Origin of the sequence: Xanthomonas bonasiae, assembly GCF_017163705.1 — a bacterium.
Lineage (GTDB): Bacteria > Pseudomonadota > Gammaproteobacteria > Xanthomonadales > Xanthomonadaceae > Xanthomonas_A > Xanthomonas_A bonasiae.
Genome location: NZ_JAFIWB010000036.1, coordinates 1 through 21,463, shown reverse-complemented (window position 1 = coordinate 21,463; position 21,463 = coordinate 1). Strand labels below are relative to the sequence as shown.

Genomic DNA, 21,463 nt, shown 5'->3' with positions numbered 1-21,463 from the left:
TGTCGAAAAACGCGCCGCGCGCGACAGGCGTCAGCGTTCCCCGGCGTAGGGGTCGCCCACGCCCAGGTCGGCCAGGATCTCGCGCTCCAGCTGCTCCATCGCATCGGCCTCCTTGTCGTCCTCGTGGTCCCAGCCGAGCAGGTGCAGCACGCCGTGCACGGTCAGGTGCGCGTAGTGGGCGTTGAGCGGCTTGCCCTGTTCGGCGGCCTCGCGCGCCACCACCGGCGCGCAGATCACCAGGTCGCCGAGCAGCGGCAGCTTGACGCCCTTGGGCAGGCCTTCGGGCAGCTCGGCCGGGAAGCTGAGCACGTTGGTGGCGTAGTCCTTGCCGCGGTAGTGGTGGTTGAGCGAGCGGCCTTCCTTGTCGTCGACCAGGCGGATCGCCAGGTCGGCCTCGCGGATGCGGCCCTTCAGCGCCGCCGCCACCCACTTGCGGAAGCTCGCCGCCGCCGGCAATCCGGCGCGGGGCAGGGCGTAGCTGACGCCGACGTCGAGGTGGACCGGACCTTTGGTCATGGCGATACCGGCATTTCAGAGCGGACAGGAGCCGACAGTATCGCGCGTGCGGCGCGTCACCGCGACTTCCAGTCGTCGGCGGTGTAGGCGATTTCGATCACCTCGGCGGTGCCAGCTTGCCCATCGATGCCCGCGTCCTTGACCGAGCCATGGCAGTTGAAGCCCATGTGCGTCGTGGCCTGGCGGACCAGTGCCACGGCGCTCTGCTCGGGCGTATCGTTCACGTCGATGTGGATGGTCGCGTCCGCGCAGCCGCCGACGTTGGCCACGTGGATGGCCGGCACGAGCGCGCGCGCGGCCTGGTCGGCGAGCGCGTCGAAGCTGTCCCGCGCGATGCGTTCCTGTGCTGCGGACACGCGGACCTTGAAATAGTAAAGCTGCTTGTAGAACAGGTAGCCGTTGGAGAACAACGGCATGTCCGTCGAGGTCCGATGCATGTCCAGCCGCAGCTTCTGGCCGTGGACCCGTTCAGACTGGGCGATGGCCGCGAGCACCGCCGCATCGGCGTCGTTGTCCGCCTGGGGCGACGGTGCGGCGTCGCCGTTCAGCGCGAACGGCTCATCGCCCAGTTCGCGCAATTGCGTATAGGCGCCTTGGGACACTGCCGCTGCCAGGTCGGCGCGGAACGCCACCATGCCGTCAGCGATGGCCTTGGCAGGATCCAGCCGTCCAGCCGGATACACGAAGACATCGATCACCAGTGCCGGCTGGTCCGCCAATGCGTAGTGGAAGCCGGCGCCAGCCAACTTGGCGGCGGGATCGTACTTGCTGCGGATAAGGGCGAAATCGCCCACCGTTTTCGGCGCGACCAGATAGCTGGTCTCGACGTAGGCGCGCGCCGGCGGTGCTTTCGGTTTGGCGGGCGCCGCGCTTGCGAACACGACCAGCAGGCAGGCGAACAGCAGCGAACGGCAACGGAACATGGCACTCCCCCAGTGCATACGTGGCGGCAGTGTAAGCCGGTTGCGCCCAGGCTTGAGCGGATGCAGGACGCGGTCCAGTTGGCGACCGATGCCGCGGTTCCAGGACGCTGTCGGCGGTCGCCGCTACCGCGGGATCAGGTGACGCATTCGATCAGCATCAGCAATGGCGGTCCGCCGCCGGCGACGCGGTAGAGAACGCTGCCCATCGGGCCCTGCTGGCAGTGCGGGTCGCTGCGCTCGACCTCGATCGCCGGCGCCAGGCCCGGCGGCGCGTTCGTCCAAACGGCAGCCTGCCCGCGTTCGAGCAGTTGGCCCACCAGATACAAGGCATCGGAAGGCACCCGTGCCTTTTCGACCACGGCGCAGCCGAAGCGGTCGCGTGCGTCGCTGGTGGCGGCCAACAGCGCCTGTGCACGCCCTCCGGCGATCCAGGCCAGCCGCTGTCGCTCTTCGTCTTTCGGCATGGCGGCAGAGGTGTGCCGCGCATCGGCGACGCGTTCGAGTTCCGCGCCGGGCAGGCTGATGGTCGCCTGCTCGACCCTGACCGACAGGCATGGGGGCGCCATGGCCTGGGCGAGGGCGATACGCTGTGGCGTCGCCGGAATCGCCGCTCGGGTCTGGGCCAGGCCGCAAGGGCTGCAGGCCGTGCCGAGCAGGGCGGTCAGTGCAACGCCGGGCCAGCGCCGGGTCACGCGGCCGGGCCGGTCGCCTTGTCGATGAGGTCGCGCTTTTCGTAGGCGGTGACGATGCGCGCCACCAGCGGGTGGCGCACCACGTCGCGCGCCTCGAAAAAGGTGAAGCTGACGCCTTCGACCTCGTGCAGCACCTCGATCGCGTCGCGCAGGCCGGACTTGACGTGCTTGGGCAGGTCGATCTGGGTCAGGTCCCCGGTGACCACCGCGGTGGAGCCGAAGCCCAGCCGGGTCAGGAACATCTTCATCTGTTCGATGGTGGTGTTCTGCGCCTCGTCCAGGATCACGTAGGCGTCGTTGAGCGTGCGCCCGCGCATGTAGGCGAGCGGTGCGATCTCGATGACGTTCTTTTCCAGCAGCTTGATCACCTTCTCCACGCCGAGCATCTCGTACAGCGCGTCGTACAGCGGGCGCAGATAGGGATCCACCTTCTGGCTCAGGTCGCCGGGCAGGAAGCCGAGCTTCTCGCCGGCTTCCACCGCCGGGCGCACCAGGATCAGCCGCTGCACGCGCGATTCGTTCAGCGCCTCGACCGCGCTGGCCACCGCCAGGAAGGTCTTGCCGGTGCCGGCCGGGCCGACGCCGAAATTGATGTCGTGGCTGGCGATCTGGTGCAGGTACTTGGCCTGGTTGGCGCCGCGGCCGCGCACGGTGCCGCGCTTGACCTTGATCGCTACTTCCTGCGGTTCGTAGGCGCGCTGCGCGACGCGGTCGACATTGGCCTGGTTCAGGCGCAGGTGGATGGCCTGGTCGTCGAACACGACGCTGTCGGCCTCGGCATACAGGGCTTGCAGCAGCACCTCGGCGGCGGCGACCGCGGCGGACGGGCCGGTGATCCGGAACACGTTGCCGCGGTTGGAGATCTCCACGCCCAGGCGCAGTTCGATCTGGCGCAGGTGCGCGTCGAACGGCCCGGCCAGGTTGGCCAGGCGTTCGGTGTCGGCGGGTTCCAGGGTGAAATCGCGTTGTGCGGGGATGGTCATCGAAGGTCGTACGCGGCGCGCGAGGCGACGCCTGCGTCGTTGGACAGGGGAGAGAAGCGTAGCGCGCGGGGCTGTGAAGGGCCAGACGAGGGCAGGCATGCAGGCGCTGGCGAACACGTGCGTCAGCGGCCAAGGGCAGGCCGTGGGCCGGGCAGGATGGCGCCGGCGAACAGCCATTCTCCCGGACACGGATCCGGGTCGGCCTGGTCGTCGGGGTCCGCCAATGTGTCCATCGCAAGTCCGGCGCGCCGCAACGCCCCCGGCAACGCCGCGCTGCTGCATCCCCAACGGAACGGCTCGCCGTTCCAGCGCAGCCAATGGCGCAGCCAGGGGCGTGCCAGGACGAAATCCGCGCGGCCGTCGGCGCGCGTCTGCATCGCGGTGGCGATGCAGCGCGCCTGCCGCAGCAACCCGGCCAGTCCGTGCAGCAGCCTGAGCGCCGCCGGGATGGGCAGGTACATCACAACGCCTTCGGCGATCACCAGCGTGGCCGCGTCGGGATCGAACTGCGGCGCGCCGACGAGCGCGACTGGCAACGCCGCCTGCGCCAGATCGCACGCGACGAAGTGCAGGCGCGGCCGGTCGAACCTCAACGACGCCAGGGCGCGGCGTTTCAGCGCGATCGTGGGCGCCAGATCGACTTCATAGACCCGTGGCTGCGCGGCGCCGCCAGCCAGTTCCGTGCCCAGCCCATCGAAGCCCGCGCCGAGGATCACGACCTGTCGCGTTCCATCGGCGCAGGCCTGTTCGGCCCAGGCGCGGATGCGGCGCTTGCGCCATGCATAGTGTGCGGTGATCCCCGGCAGCATGGCGTCTTCCAGCAGCCGCAGCAGGCCGCGTCCCTTGCGCGTGCCGAGCGCATGCAGCAGGCGCGCGCCGGTCCCGCCGCCGTGCCGCAGGCACGCCTCGGCCACGCGCGCATTCCACGCCGAGCCATCGGCGCCAGTGCGCGCTTGTAGCACGGCCGCCGCGGCGAGCACCTGTGCGGTGGAGAGGCGCGCCATGTCAGCTGCGCAGCGCGGCGATGTGGCGGTACCAGTCGCTGCGCCACAGGCCGTGCGGATCGCATTCGCGCTGGGCGGCGAGGAATGCGTCGATGCGCGGATGCGCGGCCTGCAACTGGTCGACCGTGGCCCAGCGGTGATAGGTCAGGTAATAGCTGCCGCCGAAGTGCAGCGCATCGTCGATCAGCGCGCGGAATGCCTCGCTCGCGGCGGCAATGCCCACCGGATCGTGGTGGACATGCAGGTTGAACACGATGCAGGCCCAATTCTGCCGTGCCCAGCACAGCACGCTGGTGGGGTCCGCCTCGACCAGTCGCACCGTGCCGTAGATCGGCTGCGCGGCGCAGCGGCGCAGGCTTGCGGCGGCGCGCGCCATGAACCCGGCCAGGCAGGCGCGCGGCACATAGAGCTCGGTGATCATCTCCGAGCCGCGATGGCCCAGCGCCCGGTCGACCGCGCCGTGGTAGTCGCCGAGATGGACGCCGCTCTGTTGGCTGTCGCAGTGGTAGCGCTGGCCATCGGTGCCCAGGTAGAACGCGGCGTAGGCGTCGAAGGCGCGCGACGGGGCGGTATGCGCCAACAGCAGCAGGGCGGCGAAGTCGGCGGAGTTCAGGTGCGATGGCGCGTCGATCGGCTGCCCCGGCGCCGGGTAATAGCACGACAGCACGCCCAGATCGAGGAAGTCGTCGCTGGCCGGATCGATGGCGAATTGGAAATCGCCATGGCATGCACCGGCCGCGATCGCTTGCTCGAAGGCCTGGGCGAGGCCGGCCACGCGCAGCAGGCGGACGCGGCGCTGCAGCACCTGGCGCGGGGTCAGACGCAGGGTGAGCTGCACCACCAGGCCGAACAGTCCATAGCCGCCGGCAGCAAGGGCGAACAGGCGTGGATTCCGCTCGCGGCTTGCGTCGACGCTGCGCCCCGCCGCATCGATCAGCCGCACCGACTCGACATCCTCGACGAACGGCGCATAGCGCAGGCCGCGGCCATGCACGTTCGCGGCGAAGGCGCCGCCCAGGCTGAAGTCGTCGGCGCCGGTCTGTTTCTGCCGGATGGTCCAGCCGCGCGTGTTGCCCGGGTGTCGGCGCAGCCAGTCCAGCAGCGCCGGCCAGCGGATGCCGGCCTCGACGGTCAGCAGACCGCGCTCGGCATCGAAGGCCAGCACCCGGTCCAGCGCCGAGGTGTCCAGGACCTGGCCGTGCGACAGGAACTGTTGCCCGCCCATCGCGTGGCGCGCGCCGGCGGCGATGAGGCTGCGGCCGGCGCGGGCGCAGGCGCGCACCATCTCGGCGGCGTCGGGCACCGTCGTCGGCGTCATCAGGCGTACCGGCGTGGCATTGAGCCGCGAATGCACGTCGTTGAGCAGGTGTTCGCACGGGAGCGTGTCGGGGAGGATGGGCGGCGATCAAGGTGAAGGCCGGGCGACCATGCCGTCCGGTATCGCCTTGCGCAACTATGAAAATCGAAGTATTGCTTTGTGATACCTTGCGTCGCATTCCACAGGATGCCGCGTCCATGCTCGAACGCGAACGTTTGCTCGTTGCGCTGAAGCAACTGCTGAAGGAGCGCGGCTGGCGCTATGCCGACCTGGCGGCCGCGGTCGGCGTGTCGGAACCGACGATCAAGCGCATCCTGTCGACCGGCCGCATGGACCTGGATCGCCTGGAGCGAATCTGCGAGGTGCTGGAGATCGATTTCTTCGAACTGGCGCGCGCCGCCAGCGCCACCCGCGAATCGCGCCGCCTGCTGACCCTGCGCCAGGAACAAGCGCTGGCCGATGCGCCGCGCCTGATGATGGTGTTCCACCTGTTGTGCCAGGGCTGGCGCAGCGAGGCGATCGCGGCGGACTACGCGATGGCGCCTGCCGAACTGCTGCAGTTGCTGGCGCGCCTGGACGGCGTCGGCCTGATCGAGCTGCTGCCGGGCGATCGCGTGCGGCTGCGGGTCGCGCGCGACTTCTCCTGGCGCGACGACGGCCCGGTGCGGGCGCGGTACCTGGGCGCGGCCAGCCGCGAATTCATGCAGGACGCATTCGCCGCGCAGGAGGCGCTACTGGCGCTGGAAGTGCGCGAACTGGGCGATGCGTCGATCGCCGCGTTGCGGCGCAAGCTGGAGCGGCTGGTGGTCGAGTTCCGCGAGGCGGCCGACGCGGACGTCAGCCTGCCGCGCGAACGCCGGCGCAGCGTCGGCATGCTGGCGGCGATGCGGCCATGGGTGTTCTCGATCGCCGACAGCCTGCGTGTGGCGGATGCGCCGGTGGCCGGCGCGTCGTCGCGCGCCGGCGGCAACCGGCGCGGCCGGGCGTCATAGCGCCGTTGCCGGGCCTGGCGTCGCGCAGGCCTGGCAGCGTCACGCGCGCCGGCCGCCGCGGCGCGCACCTGCGCGCTACGCGCCGGGGGCCTGCTCGGCAGTCACCAGGCGCCCGCGCAGCGAGTTGCTCAGCGCCTCGGTGATCGCCACCTCGACGAACTGGCCGACCAGGCGCGGGTGTCCGGGGAAGTTCACCGAGCGCATGTTCTCGGTCTTACCGGTGAGTTCGGCCGGGTTCTTCTTCGACGGGCCTTCGACCAGCACTGTCTGCACGCTGCCGACCATGTCGCGCGAGAGTTGCAGCGAGTGCGCGTTGATGTGCGCCTGCAGCCGCGCCAGCCGCGCGTGCTTGACCGCGTCGGGAGTGTCGTCTTCCAGGTCCGCCGCGGGCGTGCCCGGGCGGCGCGAGTAGATGAAGGAGAAGCTCTGGTCGAAACCCACGTCCTCGATCAGCTTCATGGTCTTGTCGAAGTCGGCGTCGGTCTCGCCGGGGAAGCCGACGATGAAGTCCGAACTGATCGAGATGTCCGGGCGCACCGCGCGCAGCTTGCGGATCTTCTGCTTGAATTCCAGCGCGGTATAGCCGCGCTTCATCGCGCTGAGGATGCGGTCGCTGCCGGCCTGCACCGGCAGATGCAGGTAGTTGGCCAGCTGCGGCACGTCGCGATACGCGTCCACCAGCGAATCGCTGAACTCCAGCGGATGCGAGGTGGTGAAGCGGATGCGGCCGATGCCGTCGATCTGCGCGATGCTGCGGATCAGCAGGCCCAGGTCGGCGTACTGCGGCTCCTCGCCGGCCTCGGCGTCGGCGTAGGGCCCACGGTAGGCGTTGACGTTCTGGCCGAGCAGGTTGATCTCGCGCACGCCCTGCGCGGCCAGCTGCGCCACTTCCACCAGCACGTCCTCGAACGGCCGGCTGATCTCCTCGCCGCGGGTGTAGGGCACCACGCAGAACGAGCAGTACTTGGAGCAGCCTTCCATGATCGACACGAACGCCGACGGGCCTTCGGCGCGCGGTTCCGGCAGGCGGTCGAACTTCTCGACCTCGGGGAAGCTGATGTCCACCTGCGACTTGCCCGACTCGCGCCGCGCGCGGATCAGCTCCGGCAGCCGGTGCAGGGTCTGCGGGCCGAACACCAGGTCCACGTACGGCGCGCGCTTGACGATCGCCTCGCCCTCCTGCGACGCCACGCAGCCGCCGACGCCGATGATCACCGGCTTGCCGCCGGCCTTCAGCGCCTTCCAGCGGCCGAGCTGGCTGAACACCTTCTCCTGCGCCTTCTCGCGGATCGAGCAGGTGTTGACCAGCACCACGTCGGCTTCTTCGGGGTTGTCGGTCAGTTCCAGGCCCTCGGCGGCGGCGAGCACGTCGGCCATCTTGGCCGAGTCGTACTCGTTCATCTGGCAACCGTGGGTCTTGATGTACAGCTTGCCGCGTACCACCGCAGGCGCCGCGGGCCGGGCGGCAGGCAGCGGCAACAGGGCAGGGGCGCTCGCGGCGGGAGCCGCGATCGGCGAAACGGGGGCTGGCGTCCCGGGCATGGCGCTTACTCCAGACGGGTTGCGGGCGCGGCCGGCGATGGCTGCGATCAGCCGATCATTGTATCGGGAACCGGCACTGCCGCGGCGGGCGGCGGCGAACCGGCGCCGCGCAAGGCGTTTCGCGGCGGGACGGCCCGCCGCCGTCCCCGCGCCGCGCCGGCACCGCGAGCGGCGCGCTGCCGCGGAAGGCGCCTCAGCGCACGTAAGGCGACTCGGCGTTCTCTTCCTGCTTGCGCTTCGCCTCTTCGTAGCGCTTCTGCGCTTCTTCGCCGCTCATCTGGTACTTGGGCGCGATGTGCGGCAGCAGCAGCTTGGCCCAGGCGGTGGTGATGCGGCTGCTCTCGGTGGGGCAGCGCTGGGCGCGATCCTCGGGCAGCATGCCGCTGGTCACCAGGCGCAGGTACTTGCCCGGGTCGCGTCCGTACAGCATGCACATCAGGTTGTAGAAGCGCTGCTGGCCGAGCGAGTGCTCGTCGGCGAAGTCGGCCGCGCCATACTGCTCCTTGGTGTTGAGCACGAAGAACAGGCCGGCCAGCCGCAGGTTCTCGGCCAGGTCGCCGGGCGACTCGTTGGGGGCCATGAACATCAGCATCAGCGACGAGGCGAGCTGGTCGGCCGAATCCTCCTCGCGGCCGGTGCTGGGCAGGCTCAGCATGTCGATCAGCGCATGGCCGAATTCGTGCAGCATGATGAAGCGGGTGTTCGCCAGCAGGAAGCGCGCGCTGAAGCTGTCGTCCTGGTTCTGCTCGCCCAGGCTGGCGCCGATCTTGATCAGCATCTCCACCATTTCGTAGCACAGCACCAGCTCGTGCTTGGTCGGCGAATAGAAGGCGTTGGTCTGCTTGCACTCGGCGGTGATCAGGTGCAGCGGGCCGGGCAGCATCAGCAGCCCGTCCATCGCGTTGACCTCGGGCAGGCGATGCAGGATGTCGATCTTGACCGAGAAGTCGTACGCTTCCTGCAGCGCCGGATCGCGCGGCGGCACGTATTCGTAGGTGAACTTGACGCCCTCGGCCTTCGGTTCCTCGGTCGTCGCGTCCTTGGCCGCCTCCGGCTGCGGACCCTGCTGCGCATCGACCGCATTGCCGGCGGCGGCATCGGCGACCGCATCGGCGGAGGCGCCCTTGGCCGCGGGCTTGGCCGGCGGGGGCAGCGTCGCGGGCACGACGGCGGCGGTCTGTTGCCCCTTCCATGCGGTGTAGGCCCAACCGCCGCCTACGGCGCACAGCGCCACGATCAAGATCGCGATGAGAGTCTTTTGCATGCGTTTCCTTCCTTGGTGACGGTGGCGGCCGGCGCTTCCCGGCTGAGCTGCGGCGAGATGGTACGGTGCCGATTGCCCGCTGGGAAGATGCCGCTGCGTCAGGCGCTTCCGGCATCGATCGCCTGCGCGCGCTGCACCGCCGGCCGCGCCGCCATGCGTTCGACATAGGCGCGGGTCGGCGCCGGCGGATCGACCAGGCCGAAGCCGATCATCCAGCCCAGCGCGCTGCCCCACAGCACGTCGGCCGCGGTGCAGCGGTCGCCGAGCAGGTAGTCGCCGCGCGCCAGCTGGTCGTCGACCACGCCCATCACCGTGTCGCAGTCGGCATACGGCGAGATCGCCCGGGGCGGCGCCTCGCGCTTGAGCGCGCGGTCGATCACCGCCGGCTCGAACGCCGAGCCGTAGAACGCCAGCCAGCGCAGGTAGGGGCCGCGGCGCGGATCGCCCATCGCCGGCGCCAGCCCGGCTTCGGGGTACAGATCGGCCAGGTATTGGTAGATCGCCACCTGTTCGGTGACCACCGCGCCGGCGTGGTCGATCGCCGGCACCTTGCCCATCGGGTTGATCGCCAGGTACGCCGGTTCCAGCTGCGCGCCGCTGGCGAAGTCGATGCGGTCCAGCGTGTAGTCGGCGCCCAGTTCCTCGAGCAGGATCAGCACGCCTTTGGAGCGGGATTTGGGGTTGTGGTACAGGGTCACATGGCGGTCGGCGATGGGCATGGCGGCTCTCCTCGGTGATCGAGCGGCCATGCTAGGCGCTATTGCGGACGGATTCTGTCCGCAATACCGTGCGCCATGGCTTCCCCTGCCTCCCGCACCTTGCGCCTGATCGGCCTGCTGCAGACCCGCCGGGTCTGGGCCGGCGCGGAGCTGGCCGAGCGCCTGGGCGTGGACCGGCGCAGCCTGCGCCGCGACATCGAGCGCCTGCGCGCCCTGGGCTATGCGGTGCAGGCCTCGTCAGGCGTTGGCGGTGGCTACCGATTGGCGGCCGGTGCGCAGATGCTGCCGCTGCTGTTCGAGGACGACGAGGCGGTGACGGTCGCGGTGGCACTGCGTGCGGCCGCCGCCAGCATGGGCGGCCTGGAGGACACCGCGCTGCGGGTGCTGGCCAAGCTCGACCCGCTGCTGCCGGCGCGGGTGCGGCAGCGCGCCGGGGCCTTGCAGGCGGTCACCCTGTCGCTGGGTGAGGAGCCGGCGGCGGACACCCAGGTGCTGACCGGCATCGCCAGCGCCTGCCGCGATCGGCGCCTGCTCGGCTTCGGCTACTGCGACCATGCCGGGCGCCGCAGCCAGCGCCTGATCGAGCCGCTGCGCCTGGTCAACTACGGGCGCCGCTGGTACCTGCTGGGCTGGGACCGCGAGCGTGCCGACTGGCGGACGTTCCGCGCCGAACGCATCGTGCCGCCGCTGCAGCCGGGCGAGACGATCGCGCTGCGCCTGCCGCCGCGCGATCCGGCCGCGATGGTGCGCGACGCGATCCGGCACAGCCCGCTGCCGCTGCAGTGCGGGCTGAGCGTGCGCCTGCGCGGCAGCATGGGCGACCTGGGGCCGCGCATTCCGTCCTGGTGCGGAACCCTGGAGGCCGAGCAGGACGGCTATTGCCGGCTGTCGATGCTGGCCGACGGATTGCCGTGGCTGGCGGCGCAGTTGCTGACCCTGGGCGTGCCCTTCGTGTCGCTGCAGGCCGACGCGGCGGTGACCGCCGGGCTGCGTGCCATGCTGGGCGAGCTGCTGGCGCAGTTGCCGGGCGCGGCCGAGTGAGCGGGCCGATCGAGCCGGCCGGGCGCGCCGCGCGGCTCGCATGGAAACGGGCGGCCGGTCCCGCTGCCGTCGCCGCGCACTTGGCAAGCGCCGGCGAAGTTGGGACACTCGCCGCCATGAAGGGGATGGTGGGGCTTCTGGGGCTGGCAATCGCAACGCTGTCGGCAATGCCGGCCAGCGCGGGCACCCTATACAAATGCATCGGTGGCGACGGCGTACCCAGCTACGTCAGCAAGCGCGTGGCCGGCGCCAGTTGCAGCGTGGTTGGCAGCTATGTGCCCGACCGCCGCGCCGCACGTGCTGCGCCCGCGGTTGCCGCAGTCTCCACCGAGCGTGCGTCCAATCGCGGTGTCGTCACCCTGGCCGCGCCGCAGTCCGGCGCCCCGGCCACCATCATCAGCACGCCGGCCGCGGCGCCGACGCCGGTCGCCGCCAGCGTGGCGCCGAAGAGTGTGGCCCCCGTGCCTGCCATGACCGGTACCGCGCCGCGGCGGGTGGTCAGCGGCCAGGTCTATTCCTATATGAAGGACGGCGTGCGCCACTACACCAGCGCACGGCCGACCCAGGTCGCCAGCCTCGGCGCGGTGCGCACCATCCGCTACAGCTTCATCGAGACCTGCTACGCCTGCGCCAACCCCGGCCTGAACTTCGGTGCGGTGCGGCTGAACACCACCGCCTACCAGAGCGAGATCGCCGCCGCCGCGCGCGAGTACGGGGTCGACGAGGCGGTGGTGCGCGCGATCATCCATGCCGAGTCGGCCTACAACCCGATGGCGCTGAGCCGTGCCGGCGCGCAGGGCCTGATGCAGCTGATGCCGCCGACCGCGCGCCGCTTCGGGGTCAGCGATTCGTTCGATGCATCGCAGAACATCCGCGGCGGCGTGCAGTACCTGGCCTGGCTGCTGAAGCGCTTCAACGGCAACCTGACCCTGGCCGCCGCCGGCTACAACGCCGGCGAAGGCGCGGTAGACAAACACGGCGGGGTGCCGCCGTACAGCGAGACCCAGCGCTACGTGCAGCGCGTCGGCGTGCTCGCCGATCGCTACCGCGGCGTGCTGGCGACGGCGCATTGAGGCATTCTCGTTGCCGTCGCGACGATGCATTGTCTGCGCGTTAAGGGTTCCGCTACACTGCAGTGGATTTTATGCGGTTCGACCCCCACCGAACCGCTGGCAGCCTAATGCTACCCAATCAAAAAATCGGAGTGCCGGATGGCCAACGATGGGGTCAACGATTCTGTTAATGCAGGACGCCGCCGCTTTCTCACCGCCACCACGGCGGTGGTGGGCGCGGTGGGTGCGGGTTTCGTCGCGGTTCCTTTCATCAAGTCCTGGAACCCCAGCGCCAAGGCCAAACTGGCCGGTGCGCCGGTCACCGCCGACATCAGCGCGTTGCAGGAAGGCCAGCGCCTGATCCTGGAGTGGCGCGGTCAGCCGATCTGGATCGTCAAGCGTTCCAAGGCGATCCTGGATGCGTTGCCGACGCTGGATGGGCGGCTCAAGGACCCCAAGTCCGAGGTCACCGACCAGCAGCCGGCCTACATCAAGGGCGAGGGCCGTTCGATCAAGCCCGACATCTCGGTGCTGGTCGGGCTGTGCACGCACCTGGGCTGCTCGCCGGAGATGGTCGCCGAGATCCGCCCCGAACCCTACGATCCGGAATGGAAGGGCGGCTATTTCTGCCCCTGCCACAAGTCGCGCTTCGACATGGCCGGCCGCGTGTTCCAGGGCGTGCCTGCGCCGATCAACCTGCTGGTGCCCCCGCATCACTATCAGGACGACAACACGCTGATCATCGGCGTCGATCCCAGTTCGTCCGCGAAGGGGGCAGCGTAAGCCATGGCCGACAATCTCCTTACCCGCACCGCGGGCAACGTGTTCGACTGGGTCAACGAGCGCGCGCCGGGGCTGATGCCGTTCTACCGCAAGCACGTCAGCGAGTACTACGCGCCGAAGAACTTCAACCTCTGGTACTACTTCGGTTCGCTGGCGATGGTGGTGCTGGTCAACCAGATCGTCACCGGCATCTTCCTGACGATGCACTACAAGACCAGCGCGGCCGAGGCGTTCAACTCGGTCGAGTACATCATGCGCGACGTGGAGTGGGGCTGGCTGATCCGCTACATGCACTCCACCGGCGCCTCGCTGTTCTTCATCGTGGTGTACCTGCACATGTTCCGCGGGCTGCTCTACGGCAGCTACAAGAAGCCGCGCGAGCTGGTGTGGATCCTCGGCATGCTGATCTACCTGGTGCTGATGGCCGAGGCCTTCATGGGCTACGTGCTGCCGTGGGGGCAGATGTCGTTCTGGGGCGCCAAGGTGATCATCTCGCTGTTCGGCGCGATCCCGGTGATCGGCAACGGCCTGACCGAGTGGATCATGGGCGACTACCTGCCGTCCGACGCCACCCTCAACCGCTTCTTCGCGCTGCACGTGATCGCGCTGCCGCTGGTACTGCTGTTGCTGGTGGTGCTGCACCTGGGCGCGCTGCACGAGGTCGGTTCCAACAACCCCGACGGCGTGGAGATCAAGAAGGGGCCGAAGGGCAACCGCTGGGATCCGAACAAGCCGGCCGACGGCATTCCGTTCCACCCGTACTACACGGTCAAGGACCTGGTCGGGGTCGGCTTCCTGCTGCTGATCGGCGCCTTCATCATCTTCTTCGTGCCCGCGTTCGGCGGCCTGTTCCTGGAGCACGACAACTTCACCGAGGCCAACCGCCTGGTCACGCCCGAGCACATCAAGCCGGTGTGGTACTACACGCCGTACTACGCGATGTTGCGGGTGGTGCCGAACAAGCTGGGCGGCGTGCTGGTGATGTTCTCGGCGATCGCGATCCTGTTCCTGGTGCCGTGGCTGGACCGCGCCAAGGTCAAGTCGATCCGCTACCGCGGCTGGATCTCCAGGGTGATGCTGGGCGTGCTGGCGGTGTGCTTCGTCTGGCTCGGGGTGATCGGTTCCGGTCCCGGCACCGATGCCAGCGAGACCATCATCGGGCGCGTGCTGACCGTGCTGTACTTCGGATTCTTCCTGACCATGCCGGTCTGGACCACGTTGGACCGGACCAAGCCGGTGCCGGAGCGGGTGACCACCCATGACTAAGCCCGTGATTGCCGTCCTGGCCTGCTCCGCGAGCGTCGCGTTGTTGTCCGCCATGAGCTACCTGCTGCCGTTGGGGCAGATCGTGTTCTGGGGCCGGCAGGCGCTCGGCTCCCTGTTCGGTGCGATGGCGGAGGGATCCCTATGAGCAAGCGCCTGATGTCCGTTCTGGCCTGCTTCGCCTCCGCGCTGCTGTTGTCCGCCTCGGCGCTGGCCGCCGAGGGCGGCGCCACCCAGCAGGCCGGCAACGATCTCGGCGACCGTGCCTCGCTGCAGCGCGGCGCCAAGCTGTTCATGAACTACTGTTCCGGCTGCCATTCGCTGAAATACCTGCGCTACTCGCGCATGGCCGAGGACCTGGGCCTGAGCGAGGACGAGGTGATGGCCAACCTCAACTTCACCGGCGCCAAGGTCGGCGAGCACATCGAGGCGGCGATGCCGCACGATGCGGCGACCAAGTGGTTCGGCAAGGCGCCGCCGGACCTGAGCCTGATCGCGCGCGTGCGCGGCACCGACTGGGTCTATACCTACCTGAAGTCGTTCTATCTGGACCAGTCGCGCCCGTTGGGCTGGAACAACAAGCTGTTCGCCAACGCCTCGATGCCCAATCCGCTGTGGGAGCTGCAGGGCCTGCAGCAGCCGATCTACGGCAAGGCCGAGCAGCCCGGCGTGGACAAGCCGGTGGAGCGGCTGCAACTGGCCTCGCCGGGCAGGGAGACGCCGGCGCAGTTCGACCAGACGGTCCGCGACATCAGCAACTTCCTCGAATACGCCGGCGAACCGGCCGCGCTGAAGCGGCAGAGCCTGGGCGTGTGGGTGGTGCTGTTCCTGGCGCTGCTGACCTTCCTGGCCTATCTGCTGAAGAAGGAATACTGGAAGGACGTGCATTGAGCGTCGGCCGCAGTGCCGGCGCGTTGTCTGCATCGTTGCTGACCCGATCCCCTGTTCATCCTATTGGCTTTTGCGAGCGAGGGTTGCACACTCAGGGGCCGTGATGACCGTCAGCAGGGTGTTGGCGGCATCGATGCGGCCGGCGGATTCCGGTCGTCGGAGAGCCTTGAATGGCGGCGAGTGTGCGTATGCGAAATACCTTGACGTTGTTTTCTTCCACGGATGATGTGCTGTGCCACCGCGTCCGTCTGGTGCTCGCCGCAAAGGGCGTGACCTACGATTTCGTGGCGGTGGATCCGCAGAATCCTCCCGAAGACCTGATCGATCTCAATCCCTACCACTCGGTGCCGACCCTGGTGGAGCGCGAGCTGGTGCTGTACGCCGCCTCCGTGGTCAGCGAATACCTGGACGAGCGCTATCCGCATCCGCCGCTGATGCCGGTCGATCCGTTGTCGCGCGCGCGCCTGCGCCTGGCCATGCTGCGCATCGAGCACGACTGGGTGCCGCAGGTGCAGGCGATCCAGCTCGGCAACAAGGCCCAGGCCGAGGCCGGGCGCAAGCGGCTCAAGGAGCTGCTGACCGCGTCGGTGCCGCTGTTCAAGGCCAGCAAGTTCTTCCTCAATCCGGAAATGAGCCTGGCCGATTGCGCGATGGCGCCGATCATCTGGCGCCTGCAGGCGCTGGACATTCCGCTGCCCAAGGACGGCAAGGCGATCGAGGACTACGGCAACCGCATCTTCCGCAATCCCGGTTTCATCCGCAGCCTGACGGATCAGGAAAAGAAGCTGCGCGACCTGCCGGCCTGATGTTCCGGCCGCGCGTGGCGCATCCGGTTTTTCCCGCGTTGCGCCGGCGCCATTGCGTGCCGACGCGTAGAATTGGCGCATGACCGACGATATTTCCCGCATGACCAGCCATCGCCCGTACCTGTTGCGGGCGCTGGTGGAGTGGATCAACGACAACGGCATGACCCCGCACATCCTGGTGGATGCGGGCCTGCCCAACGTGCAGGTGCCGCCGAGCGCGGTCAAGGACGGCCGGGTGGTGCTCAACATCGCCGAACGCGCGGTGGTGCGGTTGCAGATCGACAACGACGGGGTCAGCTTCACTGCGCGCTTCGGCGGCGTCAGCTATCCGGTGCAGGTGCCGATGGCCGCAGTGCTGGCGGTGTACGCGCGCGAAACCGGGCAGGGCATGGCGCTGCCGGACGATATCCACGGCGCCACCGAGCCGCCGGGCGACGACACCCCGCCGCCGCGCCCCAGCGGTTCCGACGACGGCACCGGCGGCAAGCGCCCGCATCTGCGCGTGGTGAAGTAACGGCGACGTCGGACCCGCGCCGGCGCGCATGTGGCCGGAGCGATCGTCCGATCCGCTGGCGGCATCGATGCCCGGCGGATCGCGCGCATCGCCAGGCGCTGCGCACCATTCGCCACGGTTCGCGCGCGCCAAGGCCAGGTTGGATCGAGGCCCTGTAGGAGCGCCTTCAGGCGCGACCGACATGCGTGCAGAACATCTTGTCTGTCCTGCGGGAGCCCTTGCGGAACGACTTCGCGAACGACGAGGCAGCGCCTCACTCGCGCGGCGCACGGCCTTCGTGCAGCGCCGTCACCGTGGCCACCGAGGGCCCGGTGAAGGCGATCAGCTGATCGCCGAGCAGCACCAGGCGACCGCTGTGGCGATCGATGCCATCGTAGGAATAGTCGAAGCGGAAGGTCCGCTCGAAGCCGAGCCAGCCGCTGGGCAGGCGCCGCAGGCGCAGGCCGGTGCCGTGCACGCTCTGGTCCAGCCACTGCACATCGGCGGCCTTGCAGGCATTGCGGCCGAGGCTCTCGGCGCGTTCGGCGGCGGCGCGCGACGCGTTCCAGAACGCGAACACCGCGGCGCCGGCAATCATCAACAGGATCAGGCTAGGCATGCGTCACTGTAGCGAGACGCGGGGTGGAGCGGCAATGCTTGGTTGGGGACTCGGGACTCGGGACTCGGGACTCGGGACTCGGGACTCGGGACTCGGGAATCGGGACTCGGGACTCGGGACTCGGGACTCGGGACTCGGGACTCGGGAATCGGGACTCGGGAATCGGGAATCGGGAATCGGGAATCGGGGCTGGGCTGGAGCTGGGGCCGTGGCTGGGATTCGTTCGAAGGAGCGCCGATCGCGAGCGCGACGTTTTCGTGTGCGACTCAAGGCCTCTTGTGGGAGCGACTTCAGTCGCGACAGGCCTCACCGACAAAGCCTGCTGCGACCGATGGATCGAGGCGAGCCGGTACGGATCCTGAAGGCCGCAAGCATTCGATAGAACGCTAGCGTTCCGGCAGCGGTTCGGTCGCCGACGGTTGTGCCCCCGGTGTCGCCGCTGCGGGGGACGGTGCGGTCGGTACGGCCGGTGCGGCTGGCGCCGTGCCGGATGCCGGCGGTGGCACCATCGGCGCGGTGGCCGGCGGCGCGGCCGGATCCACGGCGGGAACGACGCCCGGCGTCACCGGCGGCTGCAACTGCGCCTGCGGTTGCAGCTGCAGCAGCGCCGCCCAGTCCTGGCGATTGAAGTCGCACAGCTCTTCGCGGCCGGGCGTGCACTCCAGGCCGGCGCCGTCGTCGCCGGCCTGGTCCTGCGCCAGCGGCGCCTCCAGCTGCAGGCGGCCGGCGCGGTCCAGCGGCAGCTTGCGCATGGTCACCGCGTTGAGCACGTTGCCGCCGATCAGGTACAGCGTGTGGTCGCCGCCGACGTTGGCCGCGACCACGATGTCGCAATGCGATTCCCACGGCAGCGCGCCGCCGCGCGCCAGCGCCTCGCGCAGCCCGGCCGCGCCCAGCGGTTGCTTGCGCCCGCGCAGGAAGCACAGCAGGTCGCCCGGCGCGGGCTTGTCCTGCTGCGGGTCGGCGTAACGGTAGGGCAGGCCGTCGGCACCGGCCTGGTAGGCGGCGCGGATGTAGTCGATGTGCCGCACCGAGGTGCGGAAGCCGCCGACGCCGGCGCGCACCATCACCCAGGACACGAACGCCGCCGACCACGGGTTGTCGACGATGAACGCGCGGCAGTCCGCCTGCCGGTAGCGCGAGCCGTCCAGTTGCTGGCAGCTGGCGGCGCCGTCGCTGCCGCCCATCGCGCCCAGCGTGCCGCTGTCGCGCCAATAGGCGGCCACGCGCTGCCAGGCTTCGATGCCGTGATCGGCGAGATAGCTGCGCTCGGCCTCGGTCACGCGCAGGCCGGCGAGTCGGCCGTCGCGATCGATGAACGGCCGCCACCACAGGCGGTGCTCGTTGCAGGCGGTGCGCACGATGGCGACGGCGGCGGGCGTCAGGCCGAAGCGCGGCGGCAGGTCGCACACCTCCGCGGCAGCCGCGCGGCCGGCGGGAAACAGGGCGGCGGCACACAACAACGCGAACCAGGGGCGGGCCATCGGCGAACTCGGTGAATAGGGGGATGCGTGCAGCGTCGCAGAGCGGCGTGGCCGTGGCCGTGAAGTCAGTGCGGCGGCGGTCCCAGCTTCAGTGACAGATCCACCGCCTGCACGTGCTTGGTCAGCGCGCCGATGGAGATGCAGTCCACGCCGTCGGCGGCGATCGCGCGCACGCCGTCCAGGTCGACGCCGCCGGACACCTCCAGCGGGATCGCGCGGTGGAACGGCGCGGCCGCGGCGATCGCCACCGCTTCGCGGCGCTGCGCCGCATCGAAGTCGTCGATCAGGATGCGGTCGCAGCCCACCGTCAAGGCTTCGCGCAGTTGCGCCAGCGTCTCCACCTCGACCACCAGCGGCAGGTCCGGCCATTGCGCGCGCGCGGCCTGCACCGCCGCACTCAGCGAGCCGGCGGCGTGGATGTGGTTTTCCTTCAGCATCACCGTGTCGTACAGGCCGAAGCGGTGGTTGCTGCCGCCGCCGCAACGCACCGCGTACTTCTGCGCCAGGCGCAGGCCGGGCAGGGTCTTGCGCGTGTCGAGGATGCGCGCGCCGGTGCCGGCGACCGCGGCCACGTAGGCGGCGGTGGCGGTCGCGGTCGCGGACAGGGTCTGCAGGAAGTTCAGCGAGGCGCGCTCGGCGCTGACCAGCGCGCGGCTGCGCCCGTGCAGCAGCGCCAGCACGGTGCCCGCGGCGACGCGTTCGCCTTCGGCGATGCGCCAGTCGATCCGCACCTGCGGGTCGAGCGCGCGGTGGCAGGCGTCGAACCAGGGCCGGCCGGCGATCACCGCGTCCTGCTTGCACAGCAGGTAGGCGCTGTCGGCGCGGTCGGGCAGCAGCGCGGCGGTGACGTCGCCGCTGCCGATGTCCTCGGCCAACGCGCGTGCCACGTCGGCGTCGATCGATGCCTGCGCCGGCGGCTGCAGCGGCGCCGCGGCGCCGCTCATTTGCCGGGGAAGTCGGCGAGCTGGGCGGTGCCGATCGCTTCTTCGGCCAACAGCACCGGGATGCCGTCGTCGACGCGGAACAGCTGCTTGCGGTCGCGGGTGATCAGCGCCTCGCGCAGCGCTTGCGCCTGCGGGCTGCCGTCGGCGCGCTGCACGCCGCCGGCGGCGATGGCGCGGTTCAGCGCCTCCAGGCCGCGCGCATCCAGCAGGGCCAGCGGTTGGCGGGTGTCGGGCGAGCACAGCAGGTCGAGCAGTTTGCGATCCATCCGGTCTTCGTCTTGCGTGGAAGACGGCTAGAATACGTCTTTAAGGCAGGGGACGGCCATGACCTCCAAGCAAACCGCGCCGCTCGTCGGCATCGTGATGGGTTCCCGCTCCGACTGGGAGACCATGCAGCATGCGGCGCAGAAACTCGATGCGCTGGGCGTGCCCTATGAAGTGAAGGTGGTGTCCGCGCACCGCACCCCGGACGTGCTGTTCGCCTATGCCGAAGCGGCCTCCACGCGCGGCCTGCGCGCGATCGTGGCCGGCGCCGGCGGCGCGGCGCACCTGCCGGGCATGCTCGCGGCCAAGACCGCGGTGCCGGTGCTCGGCGTGCCGGTGCAGTCCAAGGCGCTGAACGGCCTGGATTCGCTGCTGTCGATCGTGCAGATGCCGGCCGGCATCCCGGTGGCCACGTTCGCGATCGGCAACGCCGGTGCGGCCAATGCCGCGCTGTTCGCCGCGGCGATGCTCGCCGCCGAACACGCAGACATCGCTGCTGCGCTGGACGATTTCCGCCAGCGCCAGACCGACGAGGTGATGGCCAAGGACGACCCGCGCCAATGAGCACCACTGTCGGAATCCTGGGCGGCGGCCAGTTGGCGCGGATGATGGCCGTGGCCGGTGCGCCGCTGGGGCTGCGCTTCGTGATGCTGGATACGGTGGCCGACGCCTGCGCCGGGCAGGTCGCGCCGCTGCAGGTCGGCGACTACCGCGACGAGGCGGCGCTGGCCGCGTTCGCGGCCAGGGTCGACGTGGCCACCTTCGATTTCGAGAACGTGCCGGCGGCCAGTGCCGAATGGCTGGCCGGGCAGGTGCCGGTCTTCCCGAACCCGCGCGCGCTTGCGGTGGCGCAGGATCGCCTGGCCGAAAAGACCCTGTTCCGCGAACTGGGCATCCCGGTGCCCGATTTCGCCGCGATCGGAAGCCGCGCCGAACTGGACGCGGCGCTGGCGCAGGTCGGCACCCCGTGCATTCTCAAGACCCGGCGCCTGGGCTACGACGGCAAGGGCCAGTTCCGGATCAAGTCCGCGGCCGATGCCGATGCGGCGTGGGCCGCGCTGGGCGCGCAGGCGGCCAGCGTGGGCCTGATCGTGGAAGCCTTCGTGCCGTTCCAGCGCGAGATCAGCGTGGTCGCGGTGCGCGGCCGCGACGGCGAGTTCCGCACCTGGCCGCTGACCGAGAACTGGCATGTGCAGGGGGTGCTGTCGGCCAGCCTGGCCCCGGCGCAGGCCGATGCCGCGCTGGAGCGGGCCGCCATCGCCCACGCGCAGGCGTTGGCCGAGCGCCTGCAGTACGTGGGCGTGTTCGCGCTGGAACTGTTCTGCCGCGACGGCGAACTGCTCGCCAACGAGATGGCGCCGCGGGTGCACAACTCCGGCCACTGGACCATCGAAGGCGCGGAGACCTCGCAGTTCGAGAACCACCTGCGCGCGGTGCTGGGCCTGCCGCTGGGGTCCACGCACATGCTCGGCCATGCCTGCATGCTCAACTGGATCGGGCAGATGCCCGACGCCGTGCCGGTGCTGGCGCAGCCTGGCGGGCATTGGCACGACTACGGCAAGGACGCGCGCGAGGGCCGCAAGGTCGGCCACGCCACGCTGCGCGAGGACACGCCGGCCGCCTTGGCGCAGGCGCTGCAGACGGTCGGCGCGCAGTTGCAGCGCGGCGACCAGGTCGCGCCGGTGATCGAGACCCTGCGCGCGCAGGGTTGAGCGGGCCGAGGGTGCCGCGCCCAGGCCCCGCGGCTGGGCGTGGCCCGAAAGGGCGCCAGCGCCACGCGCGACTACGCGTCAGCCGTCATTCGTCGAATCCCGGAGCGCTTCACCGCCGCCGCCGGCCGTTCATCCCGAATCCCCAATCCCCAATCCCC

24 protein-coding genes are annotated in these 21,463 nt (G+C 69.8%); 11 read left to right on the top strand and 13 right to left on the bottom strand.

Annotation, left to right across the window (positions count from 1 at the left end; genetic code table 11):
- Nucleotides 1-30: 30 nt before the first annotated feature.
- From ybeY to JR064_RS21105, 6 genes are all read right to left on the bottom strand, one after another.
- The gene (gene ybeY, locus JR064_RS21130) at nt 31-516 is read right to left on the bottom strand and encodes an rRNA maturation RNase YbeY (protein WP_185816012.1); all 486 of its coding nucleotides are present in this window, start codon (nt 514-516) and stop codon (nt 31-33) included.
- Between the two features lie 56 nt (nt 517-572).
- Nucleotides 573-1,439: a hypothetical protein gene (locus tag JR064_RS21125; protein WP_241093214.1), complete on the bottom strand. Its 867-nt coding sequence runs from the start codon at nt 1,437-1,439 to the stop codon at nt 573-575.
- A 134-nt stretch (nt 1,440-1,573) separates the two neighbouring features.
- Entirely contained in the window at nt 1,574-2,131 is a 558-nt protein-coding gene (locus tag JR064_RS21120; RefSeq protein ID WP_206231033.1) for a hypothetical protein, read from the bottom strand.
- Nucleotides 2,128-3,114 carry a PhoH family protein gene (locus JR064_RS21115; protein WP_191823939.1) on the bottom strand — a complete coding sequence of 329 codons (987 nt, stop codon included), beginning with the start codon at nt 3,112-3,114 and terminating at the stop codon, nt 2,128-2,130. Before JR064_RS21115 ends, JR064_RS21120 begins: the two co-directional genes overlap by 4 nt.
- A gap of 122 nt (nt 3,115-3,236) precedes the next feature.
- Nucleotides 3,237-4,118, bottom strand: coding sequence for a class I SAM-dependent methyltransferase (locus tag JR064_RS21110; RefSeq protein WP_206231032.1), 882 nt, complete (start codon nt 4,116-4,118; stop codon nt 3,237-3,239).
- Nucleotide 4,119: 1 nt separating this feature from the next.
- Nucleotides 4,120-5,436: an FAD-binding oxidoreductase gene (locus JR064_RS21105; protein ID WP_206231031.1), complete on the bottom strand. Its 1,317-nt coding sequence runs from the start codon at nt 5,434-5,436 to the stop codon at nt 4,120-4,122.
- A 197-nt stretch (nt 5,437-5,633) separates the two neighbouring features.
- Between JR064_RS21105 and JR064_RS21100 the strand changes: the two genes are divergently transcribed.
- A complete protein-coding gene (locus tag JR064_RS21100; RefSeq protein WP_206231030.1) occupies nt 5,634-6,428 on the top strand; it encodes a helix-turn-helix domain-containing protein in 795 nt (264 codons plus the stop codon).
- A gap of 75 nt (nt 6,429-6,503) precedes the next feature.
- Here JR064_RS21100 and miaB read toward each other — a convergent pair whose 3' ends face one another.
- The 3 genes from miaB to JR064_RS21085 all read right to left on the bottom strand — a co-directional run bounded on the left by miaB (nt 6,504) and on the right by JR064_RS21085 (nt 9,953).
- Nucleotides 6,504-7,970, bottom strand: a complete 1,467-nt coding sequence (gene miaB, locus JR064_RS21095; RefSeq protein WP_206231029.1) for a tRNA (N6-isopentenyl adenosine(37)-C2)-methylthiotransferase MiaB — start codon at nt 7,968-7,970, stop codon at nt 6,504-6,506.
- Between the two features lie 193 nt (nt 7,971-8,163).
- Nucleotides 8,164-9,234 (bottom strand): DUF4344 domain-containing metallopeptidase, encoded by a 1,071-nt coding sequence (locus tag JR064_RS21090; protein ID WP_179565459.1) that lies wholly within the window; start codon nt 9,232-9,234, stop codon nt 8,164-8,166.
- 98 nt (nt 9,235-9,332) lie between these two features.
- The gene (locus tag JR064_RS21085) at nt 9,333-9,953 is read right to left on the bottom strand and encodes a glutathione S-transferase family protein (RefSeq protein ID WP_179565457.1); all 621 of its coding nucleotides are present in this window, start codon (nt 9,951-9,953) and stop codon (nt 9,333-9,335) included.
- 75 nt (nt 9,954-10,028) lie between these two features.
- Between JR064_RS21085 and JR064_RS21080 the strand changes: the two genes are divergently transcribed.
- The 8 genes from JR064_RS21080 to JR064_RS21045 all read left to right on the top strand — a co-directional run bounded on the left by JR064_RS21080 (nt 10,029) and on the right by JR064_RS21045 (nt 16,303).
- Nucleotides 10,029-10,994, top strand: coding sequence for a helix-turn-helix transcriptional regulator (locus JR064_RS21080; protein WP_206231028.1), 966 nt, complete (start codon nt 10,029-10,031; stop codon nt 10,992-10,994).
- A gap of 116 nt (nt 10,995-11,110) precedes the next feature.
- Nucleotides 11,111-12,067: a lytic transglycosylase domain-containing protein gene (locus JR064_RS21075; RefSeq protein WP_206231027.1), complete on the top strand. Its 957-nt coding sequence runs from the start codon at nt 11,111-11,113 to the stop codon at nt 12,065-12,067.
- A gap of 138 nt (nt 12,068-12,205) precedes the next feature.
- Nucleotides 12,206-12,829, top strand: coding sequence for a ubiquinol-cytochrome c reductase iron-sulfur subunit (petA, locus tag JR064_RS21070; protein ID WP_003478708.1), 624 nt, complete (start codon nt 12,206-12,208; stop codon nt 12,827-12,829).
- Nucleotides 12,830-12,832: 3 nt separating this feature from the next.
- Complete coding sequence (locus tag JR064_RS21065; RefSeq protein WP_179565454.1) at nt 12,833-14,095, top strand: cytochrome b; 1,263 nt, start codon at nt 12,833-12,835, stop codon at nt 14,093-14,095.
- Complete coding sequence (locus JR064_RS21060) at nt 14,088-14,240, top strand: hypothetical protein (RefSeq protein WP_191823943.1); 153 nt, start codon at nt 14,088-14,090, stop codon at nt 14,238-14,240. Before JR064_RS21065 ends, JR064_RS21060 begins: the two co-directional genes overlap by 8 nt.
- Nucleotides 14,241-14,251: 11 nt before the next feature.
- The gene (locus JR064_RS21055; protein ID WP_369916650.1) at nt 14,252-14,983 is read left to right on the top strand and encodes a cytochrome c1; all 732 of its coding nucleotides are present in this window, start codon (nt 14,252-14,254) and stop codon (nt 14,981-14,983) included.
- Nucleotides 14,984-15,153: 170 nt separating this feature from the next.
- Nucleotides 15,154-15,789, top strand: a complete 636-nt coding sequence (locus tag JR064_RS21050; protein ID WP_009598113.1) for a glutathione S-transferase N-terminal domain-containing protein — start codon at nt 15,154-15,156, stop codon at nt 15,787-15,789.
- A gap of 79 nt (nt 15,790-15,868) precedes the next feature.
- On the top strand, nt 15,869-16,303 hold the full coding sequence (locus JR064_RS21045; protein WP_191823944.1) for a ClpXP protease specificity-enhancing factor: 435 nt from the start codon (nt 15,869-15,871) through the stop codon (nt 16,301-16,303).
- Between the two features lie 253 nt (nt 16,304-16,556).
- Here JR064_RS21045 and JR064_RS21040 read toward each other — a convergent pair whose 3' ends face one another.
- The 4 genes from JR064_RS21040 to JR064_RS21025 all read right to left on the bottom strand — a co-directional run bounded on the left by JR064_RS21040 (nt 16,557) and on the right by JR064_RS21025 (nt 19,595).
- Nucleotides 16,557-16,901 (bottom strand): DUF3301 domain-containing protein, encoded by a 345-nt coding sequence (locus JR064_RS21040; RefSeq protein ID WP_191823945.1) that lies wholly within the window; start codon nt 16,899-16,901, stop codon nt 16,557-16,559.
- Nucleotides 16,902-17,287: 386 nt separating this feature from the next.
- Complete coding sequence (locus tag JR064_RS21035; protein WP_206231026.1) at nt 17,288-18,385, bottom strand: DUF2272 domain-containing protein; 1,098 nt, start codon at nt 18,383-18,385, stop codon at nt 17,288-17,290.
- A gap of 65 nt (nt 18,386-18,450) precedes the next feature.
- Nucleotides 18,451-19,329, bottom strand: a complete 879-nt coding sequence (gene nadC / locus JR064_RS21030; protein ID WP_206231025.1) for a carboxylating nicotinate-nucleotide diphosphorylase — start codon at nt 19,327-19,329, stop codon at nt 18,451-18,453.
- Nucleotides 19,326-19,595 (bottom strand): Trm112 family protein, encoded by a 270-nt coding sequence (locus tag JR064_RS21025; RefSeq protein WP_039005221.1) that lies wholly within the window; start codon nt 19,593-19,595, stop codon nt 19,326-19,328. Before JR064_RS21025 ends, nadC begins: the two co-directional genes overlap by 4 nt.
- Nucleotides 19,596-19,653: 58 nt before the next feature.
- Between JR064_RS21025 and purE the strand changes: the two genes are divergently transcribed.
- Both purE and JR064_RS21015 read left to right on the top strand, forming a co-directional pair.
- Nucleotides 19,654-20,157 (top strand): 5-(carboxyamino)imidazole ribonucleotide mutase, encoded by a 504-nt coding sequence (gene purE, locus JR064_RS21020; RefSeq protein WP_179565443.1) that lies wholly within the window; start codon nt 19,654-19,656, stop codon nt 20,155-20,157.
- Nucleotides 20,154-21,305, top strand: a complete 1,152-nt coding sequence (locus JR064_RS21015) for a 5-(carboxyamino)imidazole ribonucleotide synthase (protein ID WP_206231024.1) — start codon at nt 20,154-20,156, stop codon at nt 21,303-21,305. The genes purE and JR064_RS21015 overlap by 4 nt, the downstream gene beginning before the upstream one ends.
- Nucleotides 21,306-21,463 lie beyond the last annotated feature (158 nt).